The sequence below is a fragment of the Methylobacterium hispanicum genome (assembly GCF_022179285.1).
Taxonomy (GTDB): Bacteria; Pseudomonadota; Alphaproteobacteria; order Rhizobiales; family Beijerinckiaceae; genus Methylobacterium; species Methylobacterium hispanicum.
The window spans coordinates 58,425-71,926 of the sequence record NZ_BPQO01000016.1; the positions used below are offsets into that span (position 1 = coordinate 58,425).

Consider the following 13,502-nt stretch of genomic DNA (forward strand, 5'->3'; position numbering starts at 1 on the left):
CTGACCGGGGGCCCTGGACGCCCTCGCCTCCCGGCGCGGGTGGAGGCCGGCCTCAGGCTGGTTGGTCCGGGCCCGGTCCGGCGGTCTCGGCCGCGACGAAGCGGGCGTGACCCTCCGCGCGCAGGCGGCAGGCCGGGCAGGTGCCGCAGCCGTAGCCCCAGGCGTGCCGGGCGCCGCGCTCCCCGAGATAGCAGGTGTGGCTCTCCTCCACGATCAGCTCGACGAGCCCGCGCCCGCCGAGGTTCTGCGCGAGCGACCAGGTCCGCGCCTTGTCGATCCACATCAGGGGCGTGTGCAGCACGAAGCGGCGGTCCATGCCGAGGTTGAGCGCCACCTGCATGGCCTTGATCGCGTCGTCGCGGCAGTCGGGATAGCCCGAGAAATCCGTCTCGCACATGCCGCCGACGATATGGCGGATGCCGCGCCGGTAGGCGAGCGTCGCCGCGAAGGTGAGGAAGACGAGGTTGCGGCCCGGCACGAAGGTGTTGGGCAGGCCCGAGGCCGCGTAGCCGATCTCGGCCTCGCGGGTCAGCGCCGTCTCGGAGACCTGGCCGAGCGCGTCGAGGGCGAGCGTGTGGTCCTCGCCCAGGCGGCGGGCCCAGGCCGGCACGAGGTGGGCGAGGCCGGCGCGCAGGCGGGCGCGGGCGTCGAGCTCGATCCGGTGGCGCTGGCCGTAATCGAAGCCCAGCGTCTCGACGCGGGCGAAGCGGTCGAGCGCCCAGGCGAGACAGGTGGCCGAGTCCTGTCCGCCCGAGAACAGCACCAGCGCCCGGTCGCCGCCGCTCTCGTTCCCGCGTCCTCGGCCGCCCTCACTCACCCGCATACTCCGCCCAGGACAACGGGGTCTCGTAGACCCGCACCGCCGCCAGGCCCGGCAGGCCCGCCTTCGCCCGATGCCAGATCCAGGCCGCGATGTGCTCGGCGGTCGGGTTCTCCAGCCCCTCGATGTCGTTGAGGGTGTGGTGGTCGAGGCGCTCCAGCAGGGGCCGGAAGATCTCCTCGATGTCGTAGAAGTCGATCACCCAGCCGGTCCGGGGATCGATGTCGCCCGCCACCGTCAGCTCGACCCGGTAGGAATGGCCGTGCATCCGGTGGCAGCGATGCGTCGCGGGCACGTTCGGCAGGCGGTGGGCCGCCTCGAAGGTGAAGGCCTGGGTGATCTTCATGGGGTTCGTCTTCGTCAGCGATGCCGGTTCGGGGCCGGCCTCCGGTCGGCCCCCATAGCGCGTTCAAGCCCTTCCGGGCAAAGCACGTTTCAGGACGCTGCCCTGCCCGAGACGCCGGCCTGCGCGAAGGTCGCCATGTCGCGGTGGCAGGCGAGCGCCCCCTTCAGGAGGCCGATCGCCAGGGCGGCGCCCGAGCCCTCGCCGAGGCGCATGCCGAGCGCGAGGAGCGGTTTCAGGCCGAGCCGCTCCAGCACCTCCGCGTGCGCGCCCTCCGCCGAGACGTGGCCCGCGAGGCAGTGGTCGAGGGCGCTCGGGTCGAGGGCATGCAGCACGGCCGCCGCCGCGGTCGAGACGTAGCCGTCGATCACCACCGGGACCCGCTGCATGCGCGCGGCCAGGATCGCGCCCGCCATCGCGGCGACCTCGCGCCCGCCGAGCCGGCGCAGGACCTCGAGCGGGTCGTCGAGATGCCCGGCATGGTGGGCGAGCGCCGCCTCGACCGCCGCGACCTTGCGGGCGTAGCCCCCCTCGTCGACTCCCGTGCCGCGCCCGACCCAGTGCGCGGGCTCTCCACCGAACAGGGCGGCGTAGATCGCCGCCGCGATGGTGGTGTTGCCGATGCCCATCTCGCCGACCCCGAGGCAGTCGGTCCCGGCCGCGATCGATTCCATGCCGAACGCCATGGTGGCGACGCAGCCGCGCTCGTCCAGCGCCGGGCCCTCGCAGATGTCGCCGGTCGGCACGTCGAGGGCGAGGTCGAAGACCTTGAAGCCGAGGCCGTAGGTCGCGCAGATCTGGTTGATCGCCGCTCCCCCGGCAGCGAAGTTGTCGAGCATCTGCCGGTTGACCGCGTCAGGAAAGGCCGAGACGCCCCGCCGCGTCACGCCGTGGCTCGCCGCGAACACGCAGACGAGCGGCCGGTCGAGGGAGGGCGGCGCCTTGCCCTGCCAGGCGGCGAGCCAGGCGACCAGACCCTCCAGCCGTCCGAGTGCGCCCGCGGGCTTCGTCAACTCGGCGTCGCGCGCCGCGACCGCGCCTGCGGCCTCCGCGTCGGCCTCGGGCATCGCGGCGACGAGGCGGCGGATGTCGTCGAAGGGGCTCTCGGTCATCTGTGCAATCCTGTGGGCGGCCCGCGCGGGGGCTGCGGCGGCGCCCGGTCCGCACGCTATAGTGCCGCCGGGGCAGGGGGTGAAGGCGCCGGCAGCGGTGGGGCCGGCTGACGGCACTCTGGCGAAGGGACGCGGGCTATGAACGGGCGACCCTCGGGCGGCGAGGCCGACTGGCCGGGCCGCTTCCTGCTGCGGGATCTCGCCGCCTGCCTGCGCTTCTACTCGCGCCTGCCGGTGCCGCATCTCGGCGGCGGCGATCCGCACGCGGCGCCCGATTTCACGACCGTGCCGCGGGTGCTGCCGGTCGCGGGCGTGATCCTGGCGCTCCCTTCGGCGGCCGCGCTGCTAGCCGCCTGGGGCCTCGGCCTCGGGCCCTTTCTCTCGGCGGTGCTGGCGCTCGCCGTCTCGGTCGGGGTGACGGGGGCCCTTCACGAGGACGGGCTCGCCGACGTCGCCGACGGGTTCGGGGGTGCGACCCCGGAGAGGCGCCTCGAGATCATGCGCGACAGCCGCATCGGCGCCTACGGGGCGACGGCGCTCGTTCTGGCGCTGGCCCTGCGGATCGGTGCCCTCGCGACCATGCTCGACCGGGCGGCGGCCTCGGCCGCGATCGCGCTGCTGCTGGCCGCCGCGCTCTCGCGGGTGGCGGCGCTCCTGCCGATGGTACTGCTCGGGCCGGCACGGCCGGGTGGCCTCAGCGCCTCGGTCGGCCGACCGACCCGGGGCACGCTCGGCACCGCGGCCGGCTTCGGCCTCGCGCTGGCCCTGCTTGCCCTGCCACTCGGACTCCCGGCGCACGGCGTCCTCGCGATGGTTCTGTCGTCCGGCCTCGCCGCCCTGGCCCTGACCCGGCTCGCCGACCGGAAGATCGGCGGGCAAACCGGCGACGTGGTCGGCGCCTGCCAGCAGGTCGCCGAGATCGCGGGCCTCCTCGGCCTCGTCGCCTGCCTGCCGGCCTGACGACCGGTGGCGGCCTGACGACCGGTGGCGGCCTGACGACCGGTGCCGGCCTGACGCACAGCAAGGAAAGCGCGGACCTCGGCCTTTCACCGCCATGATCCCGGGCTCGGCTGTGCGGCCGCGGGATGACGGGATCGGGAACGACACCGGACGGACCATCCGGAACCGACGCGCGCCCCTGGCCCGATCCGCCCTTGATCTCCCGGCCGATCGGCGGACAAGTGGGGCCATGTCACAGAAGCCGTCGAGTCCCTGTACCAAGGTCTGCATCCTCGATGCCGGGACCGGCCTCTGCCAGGGCTGCGGTCGCACCCGCGACGAGATCGCCGCATGGGGCGGCCTCGGCGAGGCGCAGCGGCGCGCGATCATGGCGCGGCTCGAGGCACGGCTGCAGGCGGCCTACCCGGCCCCCGGGGCCGGGCGGGCGACCTCGCGATGATCCCGTACCTCGCGATCGCCGCGATCGTCGCCGTCGTGGCGCTCCTCGTCCTTACGGACGGGAGCGGCAGCGTGGGCGGCGTCGAGCCGGACACCCTGGCGGGCGTCGCATTCGGCGTCGGCACCCTGGTGCTCGTCACCGCCGGCTACTGGCGCCGCTTCGGCAGCGGCCTCGGCGTCAGCCTCCGCCACGCGCTCGTCTGGCTGGCGCTCGGCCTCGCCTGCGTCGTCGGCTACAGCTACCGCGAGGAGATCCAGGGCGTTAGTTCCCGGGTCGTCGGCGAGTTGCGGCCCGGCAGCGCCGTGGTCTCGGGCCAGACCGTCACGATCGTCCGGCGGCAGGACGGGGATTTCGAGGTCGAGGCCGAGGTGAACGGGCGCGTCCAGGCCTTCGCCTTCGACACCGGCGCCAGCGCGGTGGTGCTCACCGCCGAGAACGCCGCCGCGCTCGGCATCCGGCCGGCCGAGGCCGCCTTCACCGCCCGGGTCTCCACCGCCAACGGCACGGCCTACGCGGCACCGATCCTCCTCGACGCGATCGGCATCGGCCCCATCACCGAGCGGCGCGTCCCGGCCCTCGTCGCCCGCACCGGGGCCCTCGGCCAGAACCTGCTCGGGCAGAGCTTCCTCACCCGGCTGCCCGGCTACGAGGTGCGCGGCGACCGGCTGATCCTGCAGGGACGCTGAGCCGCCTACTGGCCCGGCATGGTCAGGACCAGCGGCCCGTTGCGGGTGGCGACGACCGTGTGCTCGTACTGCACCGTGAGGGCGCGCGGGCGGCTGTAGAGCGTCCAGGGATCGTCCCCGTCCTCGGCGAAATCGGCCCCAAGCGACAGGAAGGGCTCCACGGTGAGGACCAGCCCCTCGCCCATGATCCGGCGTTCCGAGGCGTCCGGCCAGGTCGCGATCGCCTTGGGCTCCTCGTGCAGCGACAGGCCGACGCCGTGGCTCGCGAGGTTGCGCACCAGGGTGTAGCCGTTCTTGCGGGCGAAGGCGCCCACCGCTCGGCCGATGCCCGCCAGCGGCTTGCCGGCGCCGACCTCGCGCAGGCCGGCCCACATCGCCCGCCGGCCGTCCTTGCAGAGGCGCTCGACCCGGCGCGTCGCGGGCGGCACGGCGAAGGAGGCGCCCGTGTCGGCGAAGTAGCCGTCCTTCTCGGCGGAGACGTCGACGTTGACGAGGTCGCCCGGCCGGATCGCGCGATCGCCGGGAATGCCGTGCGCGATCTCCTCGTTGACGCTGATGCAGGTCGCGCCGGGAAAGCCGTAGACCATCTCGGGCGCGGGGCGCGCGCCCGCATCCTCCATGACACGCCGCCCGATGCCGTCGAGCTCGCGGGTCGTCATGCCGGGCTCGATGGCACGTCCCATCGCCTCGAGCGCGTCGGCGACGATGCGCCCGATCATTTTGAGGGCCGTGAGGTCGTCCTCGCTCGACACCGTCATGTCCGCTCCTCCCGTGCGAAGATCTCAGCGCCGCGATGCCCGGAGACGGGCGACAAAACCAGGGCTTTCTCGGCCGCCCGGGTTTCCACGCCCGCGCGCGCTCTATAAGCCGCGCCTCACGCCGCGAGGCGGGCGCGGACCCGCCTCGGGAAGCCGTGCCAAGGACACCGTGCCAATGTCGCAGGTCGTGCAGTCCCGCCGCCTCCGGGCCACCGACATCGCCAAGGCCAAGGCCGAGGGGCGCAAGATCATCTCGCTCACCGCCTACCACGCTCACACCGCCTCGATCCTGGACGCGTACTGCGACTTCATCCTGGTCGGCGATTCGCTCGGCATGGTCATGCACGGGATGGAATCGACCCTGCCCGTCACCCTGGAGATGATGATCCTGCAGGCGCAGGCGGTGATGCGGGGCACGAGCCGCGCTCTCGTCGTCGTCGACATGCCGTTCGGCTCCTACGAGGCGAGCCGCGAGCAGGCCTTCATGAGCGCGGCGCGGATCCTGAAGGAGACCGGCGCCGGCGCGGTGAAGCTCGAGGGCGGCGCGCGCTTCGCCGAGACCGTCGCCTTCCTGACCCAGCGCGGCGTGCCGGTGATGGGCCATATCGGGCTCACCCCCCAGTCGGTGAACACGATGGGCGGCTTCCGGGTGCAAGGCAGGGGGCCGGACGGCGAGCGGCTCCTCCTCGAGGACGCCCGCGCGATCAGCGAGGCGGGCGCCTTCGCGATCGTGCTTGAGGGCATCGTCGAGCCGGTGGCCCGCGCCATCGCGGCCGCGCCCGAGGTGACCGCCGCGACCATCGGCATCGGCGCCTCCTCGACCTGCGACGGGCAGATCCTGGTCCTGGAGGACATGCTGGGCCTCTCCGAGCGCACACCGAAATTCGTCAAGCAGTTCGGTTCGCTGCGCGCCCATATCGAGGGGGCGGTGAAGACCTACGCCGAGGAGGTCCGCGCCGGTCGCTTCCCCGAGGACGCGCACACCTACGGGGATACCTGACGCCTCTAGCGATCCGATCGGGCCAGCCCGGCATTCCGCGGGCCCTTCTCCGCAAGCCTCCACGTCCGACGGTCGGCGGAAACGTGATAGGGTATCGCGCCGCGCGGGCCGATCGGCTGCGATCGACCGCTGCGTCATGGGCGCACGGACGCGCCGTCCGAATCCCATCGAGCAGTGCCGGGACGTGATGTACGGGAGATCCACCGCGACGACGTGCGTCCCAGGCTTCCTCCTCGGCGGCGGCGAGATGGGCTCCCTCATCCGTGCGCACGATTGGGACACCTCGGCGCTCGGGGCCCCCTCGACGTGGCCGCAATCCCTGGCGACGCTCGCGGGCGTCATGCTGGGCTCGGAACAGCCGGTCTGCGTGATCTGGGGTCCGGACCGACGATTGCTGTACAACGATCCTTACGCCCGCCTCCTCGGCGACCGGCATCCCGCCGCGCTCGGCCGAGACTACCTGGATGTCTGGCACGACCTCAGGGACGTCCTCGAACCCGTCCTGGACGCAGCCCGGGCGGGTCACGCCGTCCGGAGTGTCGATGTCGAGCACGTCCTGGGGCGGGGCGACGGCGGGCACGAGGCCCGGTTCCGGCCCGCCTACGCGCCCGTACGCGATGCGGCCGGAGATGTGGACGGGCTGTACGGCACCTGCACCGGTATCCCGGATCGGGCGCCGGCGGCGCACGACCGGGTCGAGCCGGACCTGTCGTTCCGCCCCAACGAGGAGAGGCAGTCGTTCCTGCTCGATCTCAGCGACCGGCTCCGGCCGCTGACCTCGTCGGCCGAGATCGTCGAGATGGCCTCACGTCGACTCGGTGAGCGCGTCGGCGCGAGCCGCGTCTTCTACGCCGAGATCGGCGGCTCTCTGATGAAGGTCGAGCAAGAGTACGTCCACGGCGTCGACTCGATCGTGGGCGAGCACTCGCTGGCGGCCTTCGGTCCCGACCTGCTCGCCGCCTATCGCGACGATGCGGTCGTCGCCGTCGAGGACGTGGCCTCGGATCCCCGCTTCAACGTCGAGGCCAGGGCCGGCCTGCGGTCGCGACAGGTCGGCGCCTTCGTCGACGTCGTGCTGTTCCGCGGGGAGGAATGGGTCGGCCTGCTCGCCGTGCAGAGCGCGGTGGCGCGCGCCTGGACCTCGAGCGAGGGGAACCTGATCCGGGAGGTCGGAGAGCGGGTCAAGGCGGCGATCGAGCGGGCTCGCGCGGAGTCCGCCCTGCGCCAGAGCGAGGAGCATCTCGCCGCGATCTTCGCCGGCGCCACCGTCGGCCTGTCCGAAGTGGATGCGGACGGTCGCTTCGTGCGGGTCAACACCGAGTTGTGCCGCATCCTGGGACGGCCGGCCGACGCGCTGCTGCGGCTCGGCATCGCGGATGTGACCGATCCCGCCCATGTCCGGCAGAGCCTGGAGACGATCGCCCAGGTCGTCGATGCGGGGCAGACCTCGGCGCTCGACAAGCTCTACCGTCGTCCCGACGGCACGCCGGTCTGGGCGAACAGCAGTATCCGGCGCCTGGACGACGCGCAGGGCCGGTTCAAGACCCTGCTCGTCGTCACCGTGGACCTCAGCCAGCGCCGGGAGGCCGAGCAGCGGCTGGCCGAGAGCGAGCGCCGCCTCCAGCATCTCAACGAGACCCTGGAACTGCAGGTCTCGGAGCGCACGGCGGAGCGCAACCTGTTCGCCACGATCGTCGAGAGAACCGACGTCATGGTGATGGCTGCCGATCTCGACTACAACATCCTGGCCATCAACAAGGCCAACGCGGACGAGTTCGAGCGCATCTACGGCGTGCGTCCGAGGGTGGGCGACAACATGCTTGACCTCCTGGCCGACCAGCCCGAGCACCAGGCCCAGGTCAGGGCGGGCTGGGGACGAGGCCTTGCGGGCGAGGAGATCACCTTCGTCCAAGAATTCGGCGCCTCCGAGCGCGTGCGCCCCGCCTACGAGATCAGCTTTCGCACGCTGCGGAACGCCCGCGGCGAGCGCACGGGCTGCTACCAGTTCGTCATGGACGTCACGGAGCGGCTGCGCGGCCAGGCCGAGCTGGTCCAGGCGCAGGAAGCCCTGCGTCAGTCCCAGAAGCTCGAGGCGGTCGGCCAGTTGACGGGCGGCGTGGCGCACGATTTCAACAACCTGCTCACGATCATCCGCTCGTCGGTGGACTTCCTGCGCCGGCCGGATCTGCCGGAGGCCCGCAAGCGCCGCTACCTCGACGCGGTGTCCGACACCGTCGACCGGGCGGCCAAGCTCACCGGCCAGCTCCTCGCCTTCGCGCGCCGCCAGGCTCTCAAGCCGGAGGTGTTCAGCGTCGGCCAGAGGGTGCGCGCGATCGCCGAGATGCTCGACACGCTGACGGGCGCGCGGGTCCAAGTGCTGATCGAGGTGCCGGACTCCTCCTGCCACGTCCGGGCGGACGTGAGCCAGTTCGAGACCGCCCTGGTCAACATGGCGGTGAACGCGCGCGACGCGATGGACGGCGAGGGCACGCTCATCCTGCGCGTCACCTGCGGCGCGGCGCTGCCGGCGGTGCGCGGCCATGCCGGCTCCGCGGCGCCGTTCGTGGCGGTGTCCCTGACCGACACCGGAACGGGAATCCCGCCGGACCGGATCGGCCGGATCTTCGAGCCGTTCTTTACGACGAAGGAGGTCGGCAAGGGCACGGGCCTCGGGCTCAGCCAGGTGTTCGGCTTCGCCAAGCAGTCGGGCGGCGACGTGGACGTGCGCAGCACCGTCGGCCACGGCACCACCTTCACGCTCTACCTGCCCGAAGTCGCGGTCTCGGACCTCTCTCCCGACATGCGGGTCCAAGATGTGGAGCCGGCCCCGCTGGGTTCCGGCCAGCGCATCCTGGTCGTCGAAGACAATGTTGGCGTCGGCCAGTTCGCGACGCAGATCCTGAAGGATCTCGGATATCGGACCGCGTGGGCCGGCAACGCCGAGCAGGCGCTGGACAAGCTCGGTCGCGACGGAGGCGGGTTCGACCTCGTGTTCTCGGATGTCGTCATGCCGGGGATGGGCGGCGTCGCGCTGGCGCGCGAGCTGCAGAGACGCCTGCCGCACCTGCCGGTGGTCCTCACGTCGGGCTACAGCCACGTGCTCGCCCAGGAGAGCGACCACGGGTTCGAGCTGCTGCACAAGCCCTACTCGGCCGATCAGCTCGGGCGCATCCTGCATCAGGCCCTCGGGATCCAGGCCCGGCTCGCCTCGCCGGCGGCCTAGCCGACCGCGCCTCCCGGCGGCGCCTCATGGGGCCTCACGAGGCAACCGTCATGGCCGCCGCGAGGGCGTCAGCCTCAGGCCCGGGGCCGGGCGCTCCAGCAGCACCTCGCGGCGGAAGCGGACGAGGCGGGCGGGGCGGCCCGCCGTTCCGCTGGTGACGTCCTCCGTCTCCTCGACCAGCCCCTGCTGCGCCACGAGGCGGCGGAAGTTCTGCTTGTGCAGCGGCGTGCCGGCCAGTGCCTCGACCGTGCGCTGAAGCTGGAGCAGGGTGAAGGCCGGCGGCATCAACTCGAACACGACCGGGCGGTACTTGATCTTGCCGCGCATCCGCCCGATCGCGGTGGCGAGGACCCGGCGGTGATCGAAGGCCATCGGCACCCCCGTCGGGTCGTTCGGCTGCGCCTGGCCCGCATTGCCCTGAGCCTCCGGAATCAGCCCGGCCTCGAACAGCAATTCGTAGCGCTCCAGAACCCGCTCGTCGCTCCAGGTGCCGCCGCCGAGCCCGAAGGTGAGCCCGAGCCGGTCGGCGCGCAGGCGGCGCAGCTTCGCCTCGGCCGGCTCCGCGGCCCAGGCCTCGAGTCGCGCCGCGATCGCGTCGAGTTGCGGCGGGCGGCTGCGGCGGAAATCCTCGTAGGGAAGGTAGCGGTACCAGTTCTGCCACGCCGCCTCGGCGAGCCCTGCCGGGCGCTCCTCGCGCACCAGGGCGAGGTAGGCGACGGAGAGCGAGTGCATGCCGCCGCCGCCGTCGCCTGAGCGGTCGCGGTCGCCGAAGGTGTAGAGCTGCTCGACATAGCCGAGGCGCTGGTGCGTCTGCCGCTCGACCCAGGCGCGCAGGCCGCGCTCCAGTGTGGCGTGTTCGGAGACGAGCGGACCGGCGGGCAGGCCGTCGCCGCGCCCCGGCGCCTGTCCGGGCACCCGGACGGTCAGGGCGCGCGGCTCGCCCTCGGTCGCCGCGACGATCACCGCGACGAGGCCGACGGAGGAGGGGTTCTCCACCGTGCGGGGAGGCTCGCGCCCCTCCGTGAACCGTACGCTCTCGACTCCGGACATGCTCGACATCGACAGGGAACGCGCAGGGCGAGACCTGCGAAGCTCTTAGCCGTACTTTGCCGGGTGGCGTCAACAAAGCGCAGGGCCAGCCTTGCAAAGCGCTCCCGCGCGAACCAAACCGCCCGAGGGTGCCGGGCGGCCGGGTCCCGCACGTTTCCCACAGCCAGCCCGCAGGAAGGCCGCGATGCACGTCAGCCCCCCCGTCGATCTGAGACTCTACGGGCTTCTCGACGTCGGCGTCTGCGGCGGCGACGGCGCGCGACTGGCCGCTATGGCGGCCGCCGCCGCGGCGGGCGGCTGTACCCTGCTCCAGTACCGCGAGAAGGATATCCCGGACGCTCGGGCCGCCCTGGCGCGGATCCGCGCGATCCGGGCGGCGCTCGGCGGCCGTGTGCCGCTCCTCGTCAACGACCGGGTCGATCTGGCGCTCGCGGCGGGCGCCGAGGGCGTGCACCTCGGCCAGAGCGACATGCACCCGTCCGACGCGCGGGCGCTCCTCGGCGCGGGCGCCATCGTCGGCCTCACCCTGAAGACCGCCGCGCAGGCGGACGAACTCTACCGTCTCCCGGTCGATTACGCCTGCATCGGCGGCGTCTTCGCGACTGGCAGCAAGGACAATCCCGATCCGCCGGTCGGCCTCGAAGGACTCACGCGCATCGTCTTCCGCGGTCGCCTTGCCCGGGGGGCCGCCTTCCCGCTCGGCGCCATCGCGGGGATCGATTCGAGCAACGCGGCCGCGGTGATCGCGGCGGGGGCCGACGGCATCGCGGTGATCTCGGCGCTGTTCGGCGCCGAGGCGGTCGAGGGCCGCGCGCGGGACCTGCGCGCCCGCGTGGACGTGGCACTCGCCGAGCGGGGCGCGCGATGATCGCCCTCACCATCGCGGGCTCGGATTCCGGCGGCGGTGCCGGCATCCAGGCCGACCTCAAGACCTTCTCGGCGCTCGGCGTCTACGGCGCCAGCGTGATCACTGCGCTGACCGCCCAGAACACGCTGGGCGTCCAGGCGATCCACGACGTGCCGCCGGATTTCGTCGGGGCCCAGTGCGACAGCGTCTTCTCCGACCTCGCGGTCGCCGCCGTGAAGATCGGCATGCTCGCGCGCGCGCGCGTGATCGACGCGGTAGCGGACGCGCTCGCGCGCCACGCCGCCGCGATCCCGGTCGTCCTCGATCCGGTGATGGTGGCCACGAGCGGCGACCGGCTCGTCGGCGACGACGCGGCGGCGGCGCTCCGGAGCACCCTCATGCCCCGGGCCGACCTGATCACCCCGAACCTGCCTGAGGCCGCAGCCCTCCTCGACGAGCCCGTGGCGAAGAGCGAGGCGGAGGCGGAAGCACAGGGCCGGCGGCTCGTCGGACTCGGCGCGCGGGCGGTCCTGATCAAGGGCGGCCATGCCGGGGGCAGCGAGAGCGTCGATCTTCTGGTGACGCAGGCCGGCATCCGGCGCTTCTCCGCGCCGCGCGCGCCCACGCGCAACACACACGGCACCGGCTGCACCCTGTCCGCAGCGGTCGCCGCCGGCCTCGCCCGTGGGCTCGCCCTGCCGGAGGCGGTCGAGGCGGCCAAGGCCTACGTGAGCGGCGCGATCGCGGCGGCCGACCGGCTGGCGATCGGCGCCGGGCACGGACCGGTCCACCACTTCTTCGCGCAGTGGCGGTGAGGCCGGCTCCCTCGCCTGGACGCCGGGGGGACGTTTGAACTATCGTACGTTCGTTCGAAGAACGGAACGAAGTGCGGGTTGTCGGCGGTCATGCAGGAACAGGCGGAACGGATCGAACGGGGTCGCACGCGCGACCTGCTCACCGGCGCCCAGGCCCTGTCGGGCCAGCTCGGCAAGACGATCCAGCGGCTGCGCAAGGCCTACAACCTCTCGCTTTCGGAACTCGCCGAGCAATCGGGCGTGGCGAAATCGATCATCAGCCAGATCGAGCGCAACGAAACCAACCCGACGCTGGCCACGATCTGGCGCCTGAGCCAGGCACTGGACGTCTCGATCGAGCGGGTGCTGGCGACCAACGACGAGGAGCCCTTCATCGAGAAGGCCTCCCGAGCGGACACGCCGATCCTCGTCTCGGAGGACGGGCGGGTGCGCCTCGCCATCATCGGCTGGGTCAAAACGATCGAGTGGCTGCAATGGTACGACGTCTCGGCCGATCCCGGCGGCGTGCTCGATTCCGACCCGCACCAGCGCGGCTCCGTCGAGTCGCTGTCGGTCCGCGAGGGCGTGTTCGAGGTCGAGGTCGCGGGCGTCGTGCAGACTGCGCGAGCGGGCGAGACCCTGCGCTACCGCTGCGACCGGCCGCACACGGTCCGCTGCGTCGGCGAGTTGCAGGGCCGCGCCACGATGGTGGTGATCATGAAGGCCGCGGTGATGGAGTAGGGGGCCCACCCCTCTCGATCGGGGCTCAGCGCCCGCTATTCACCCAGCGCACCACGTCGGCGAGCACAGTCCCCAGCGCCGCGTCGAGCGCCGCCGCGCCGTTGCCGGCATTGACCGCCTTGACGGGCACGCGCGCCGTGAAGACCCGGGCGGCGGTGACGCGGCCGGTGCCTTCCGCGATCAGCTTGGCCGAGAGATCGACCACCGCTTCGCCGGTGCCGGCGGAGACGTCGAAGGCGCGGATCTCGCTGATGAGCTGGTAGTCGGACGCCACCTTGTCGCTCGGCCGGCTGACCGAACGCAGGCGGCCGGAATTCTCCAGGCTCTGGATGAGACGCGTCTGGATCAGGCGCGGCAGACGGTCGGCCCACTGCCCGCCGCCGAGGAACGAGAGGGAGCCGCCGGGCTCGCGCACGATGATCCGGTCGGATTCGAAGGGCTGGATCCCGACGGGCTCGGCGACCACGATCGCGCGCCCCGCCATGGCGGGGCGGCCCGAAGGGGGGAGGGCGGCGAGATCGAAGGTGAGCGGCGCGCCGCCGCCGCCGCAGCCGCCGAGGAGCGGCGCGACCAGCGCGGCGGCCAGCGCGAGGGCCGGGAGGTTCTGCGTCATCCGGATTACCTAGCGGGATACCGGGGGCACCTGTGGACGGGCGCCGCACCGGCTGCAAGCTGTGCCATATAACGGCCCGGATTCACCGCCGGTGCCGTGCGTGCGGACACATGAGG

The 13,502-nt window shown here is 72.6% G+C and carries 14 protein-coding genes; 8 read left to right on the forward strand and 6 right to left on the reverse strand.

The window, feature by feature from the left end; translation table 11 throughout:
* Window positions 1-52: 52 nt before the first annotated feature.
* From queC to cobT, 3 genes are all read right to left on the reverse strand, one after another.
* A complete protein-coding gene (queC, locus tag MFF56_RS18210) occupies window positions 53-817 on the reverse strand; it encodes a 7-cyano-7-deazaguanine synthase QueC (protein ID WP_238230543.1) in 765 nt (254 codons plus the stop codon).
* The gene (queD, locus tag MFF56_RS18215; protein ID WP_066927049.1) at window positions 810-1,166 is read right to left on the reverse strand and encodes a 6-carboxytetrahydropterin synthase QueD; all 357 of its coding nucleotides are present in this window, start codon (window positions 1,164-1,166) and stop codon (window positions 810-812) included. The genes queC and queD overlap by 8 nt, the downstream gene beginning before the upstream one ends.
* A gap of 89 nt (window positions 1,167-1,255) precedes the next feature.
* Window positions 1,256-2,275, reverse strand: a complete 1,020-nt coding sequence (gene cobT / locus MFF56_RS18220; protein WP_066927041.1) for a nicotinate-nucleotide--dimethylbenzimidazole phosphoribosyltransferase — start codon at window positions 2,273-2,275, stop codon at window positions 1,256-1,258.
* Window positions 2,276-2,413: 138 nt separating this feature from the next.
* Here cobT and cobS point away from each other — a divergent pair, with 138 nt between their 5' ends.
* The 3 genes from cobS (at window position 2,414) to MFF56_RS18235 (ending at window position 4,360) form a co-directional block, all read left to right on the forward strand.
* Window positions 2,414-3,235, forward strand: a complete 822-nt coding sequence (cobS, locus tag MFF56_RS18225; RefSeq protein WP_238230544.1) for an adenosylcobinamide-GDP ribazoletransferase — start codon at window positions 2,414-2,416, stop codon at window positions 3,233-3,235.
* Between the two features lie 229 nt (window positions 3,236-3,464).
* Window positions 3,465-3,674, forward strand: coding sequence for a DUF1289 domain-containing protein (locus MFF56_RS18230; RefSeq protein WP_066924506.1), 210 nt, complete (start codon window positions 3,465-3,467; stop codon window positions 3,672-3,674).
* Complete coding sequence (locus tag MFF56_RS18235; protein WP_373324119.1) at window positions 3,671-4,360, forward strand: retropepsin-like aspartic protease family protein; 690 nt, start codon at window positions 3,671-3,673, stop codon at window positions 4,358-4,360. Before MFF56_RS18230 ends, MFF56_RS18235 begins: the two co-directional genes overlap by 4 nt.
* Window positions 4,361-4,365: 5 nt before the next feature.
* Here MFF56_RS18235 and map read toward each other — a convergent pair whose 3' ends face one another.
* On the reverse strand, window positions 4,366-5,118 hold the full coding sequence (gene map / locus MFF56_RS18240) for a type I methionyl aminopeptidase (RefSeq protein ID WP_066924504.1): 753 nt from the start codon (window positions 5,116-5,118) through the stop codon (window positions 4,366-4,368).
* 175 nt (window positions 5,119-5,293) lie between these two features.
* On the opposite strand from map, the gene panB reads away from it, so the two are divergent.
* Both panB and MFF56_RS18250 read left to right on the forward strand, forming a co-directional pair.
* Window positions 5,294-6,118 (forward strand): 3-methyl-2-oxobutanoate hydroxymethyltransferase, encoded by an 825-nt coding sequence (panB, locus tag MFF56_RS18245; RefSeq protein WP_066924502.1) that lies wholly within the window; start codon window positions 5,294-5,296, stop codon window positions 6,116-6,118.
* Window positions 6,119-6,254: 136 nt separating this feature from the next.
* Entirely contained in the window at window positions 6,255-9,341 is a 3,087-nt protein-coding gene (locus MFF56_RS18250) for a PAS domain-containing protein (RefSeq protein WP_238230545.1), read from the forward strand.
* A gap of 48 nt (window positions 9,342-9,389) precedes the next feature.
* Here MFF56_RS18250 and MFF56_RS18255 read toward each other — a convergent pair whose 3' ends face one another.
* On the reverse strand, window positions 9,390-10,391 hold the full coding sequence (locus MFF56_RS18255; protein ID WP_238230546.1) for an NUDIX hydrolase: 1,002 nt from the start codon (window positions 10,389-10,391) through the stop codon (window positions 9,390-9,392).
* Between the two features lie 184 nt (window positions 10,392-10,575).
* Between MFF56_RS18255 and thiE the strand changes: the two genes are divergently transcribed.
* The 3 genes from thiE to MFF56_RS18270 all read left to right on the forward strand — a co-directional run bounded on the left by thiE (window position 10,576) and on the right by MFF56_RS18270 (window position 12,773).
* Window positions 10,576-11,259, forward strand: a complete 684-nt coding sequence (thiE, locus tag MFF56_RS18260) for a thiamine phosphate synthase (RefSeq protein ID WP_066921411.1) — start codon at window positions 10,576-10,578, stop codon at window positions 11,257-11,259.
* Window positions 11,256-12,053, forward strand: coding sequence for a bifunctional hydroxymethylpyrimidine kinase/phosphomethylpyrimidine kinase (gene thiD / locus MFF56_RS18265; protein ID WP_066921412.1), 798 nt, complete (start codon window positions 11,256-11,258; stop codon window positions 12,051-12,053). The genes thiE and thiD overlap by 4 nt, the downstream gene beginning before the upstream one ends.
* 90 nt (window positions 12,054-12,143) lie before the next feature.
* A complete protein-coding gene (locus MFF56_RS18270; protein WP_066921425.1) occupies window positions 12,144-12,773 on the forward strand; it encodes a helix-turn-helix domain-containing protein in 630 nt (209 codons plus the stop codon).
* A gap of 25 nt (window positions 12,774-12,798) precedes the next feature.
* Here MFF56_RS18270 and MFF56_RS18275 read toward each other — a convergent pair whose 3' ends face one another.
* Window positions 12,799-13,386, reverse strand: coding sequence for an ABC-type transport auxiliary lipoprotein family protein (locus MFF56_RS18275; RefSeq protein ID WP_066921415.1), 588 nt, complete (start codon window positions 13,384-13,386; stop codon window positions 12,799-12,801).
* Window positions 13,387-13,502 lie beyond the last annotated feature (116 nt).

Bases quoted from the DNA above. Each gene is read 5' to 3' on its own strand.
- MFF56_RS18275 (WP_066921415.1), bottom strand. From the start codon at position 13,386: ATGACGCAGAACCTCCCGGCCCTCGCGCTGGCCGCCGCGCTGGTCGCG.
- map (WP_066924504.1), bottom strand. From the start codon at position 5,118: ATGACGGTGTCGAGCGAGGACGACCTCACGGCCCTCAAAATGATCGGG.
- cobT (WP_066927041.1), bottom strand. From the start codon at position 2,275: ATGACCGAGAGCCCCTTCGACGACATCCGCCGCCTCGTCGCCGCGATG.
- MFF56_RS18255 (WP_238230546.1), bottom strand. From the start codon at position 10,391: ATGTCCGGAGTCGAGAGCGTACGGTTCACGGAGGGGCGCGAGCCTCCC.
- thiD (WP_066921412.1), top strand. From the start codon at position 11,256: ATGATCGCCCTCACCATCGCGGGCTCGGATTCCGGCGGCGGTGCCGGC.
- queD (WP_066927049.1), bottom strand. From the start codon at position 1,166: ATGAAGATCACCCAGGCCTTCACCTTCGAGGCGGCCCACCGCCTGCCG.
- MFF56_RS18230 (WP_066924506.1), top strand. From the start codon at position 3,465: ATGTCACAGAAGCCGTCGAGTCCCTGTACCAAGGTCTGCATCCTCGAT.
- MFF56_RS18270 (WP_066921425.1), top strand. From the start codon at position 12,144: ATGCAGGAACAGGCGGAACGGATCGAACGGGGTCGCACGCGCGACCTG.
- thiE (WP_066921411.1), top strand. From the start codon at position 10,576: ATGCACGTCAGCCCCCCCGTCGATCTGAGACTCTACGGGCTTCTCGAC.
- panB (WP_066924502.1), top strand. From the start codon at position 5,294: ATGTCGCAGGTCGTGCAGTCCCGCCGCCTCCGGGCCACCGACATCGCC.
- MFF56_RS18250 (WP_238230545.1), top strand. From the start codon at position 6,255: ATGGGCGCACGGACGCGCCGTCCGAATCCCATCGAGCAGTGCCGGGAC.
- cobS (WP_238230544.1), top strand. From the start codon at position 2,414: ATGAACGGGCGACCCTCGGGCGGCGAGGCCGACTGGCCGGGCCGCTTC.
- MFF56_RS18235 (WP_373324119.1), top strand. From the start codon at position 3,671: ATGATCCCGTACCTCGCGATCGCCGCGATCGTCGCCGTCGTGGCGCTC.